Genomic DNA, 314 nt, shown 5'->3' with positions numbered 1-314 from the left:
CTCACCATCGGCGCCATTCGCACCATCTTTACCATCAGCCCCGGCAACGCCGTCAACACCATCAGCACCTGCACGGCCCGGAACACCATCATGGCCATCCGACCCGTTAGCCCCAGGCAACCCGTCAGGACCGTTCACACCATTCAAACCCGGGGAACCCTGAGGACCAACAGGGCCAACAACACCAGCCGAACCATTACTGCCATCCTTGCCATCAGCACCGGCAGGCCCTTGCGGGCCACGCTCACCGGCAGGGCCAGGCACACCCTGCACACTCCGCTCAGTACGCACAGCATCCACACACAAACCAGACC

Annotated in this window: 1 pseudogene; it reads right to left on the bottom strand. The window is 62.7% G+C overall.

What is annotated here, in order from left to right:
• A pseudogene (locus KZZ06_RS20300) lies at positions 1–264 on the bottom strand (collagen-like protein); the annotation flags it as partial.
• Positions 265–314 lie beyond the last annotated feature (50 nt).

Source organism: Sulfitobacter sp. CW3, assembly GCF_019392245.1.
In the GTDB taxonomy this organism is placed as follows: Bacteria; Pseudomonadota; Alphaproteobacteria; order Rhodobacterales; family Rhodobacteraceae; genus Sulfitobacter.
This window is presented reverse-complemented; position numbering and strand designations above follow the sequence as displayed.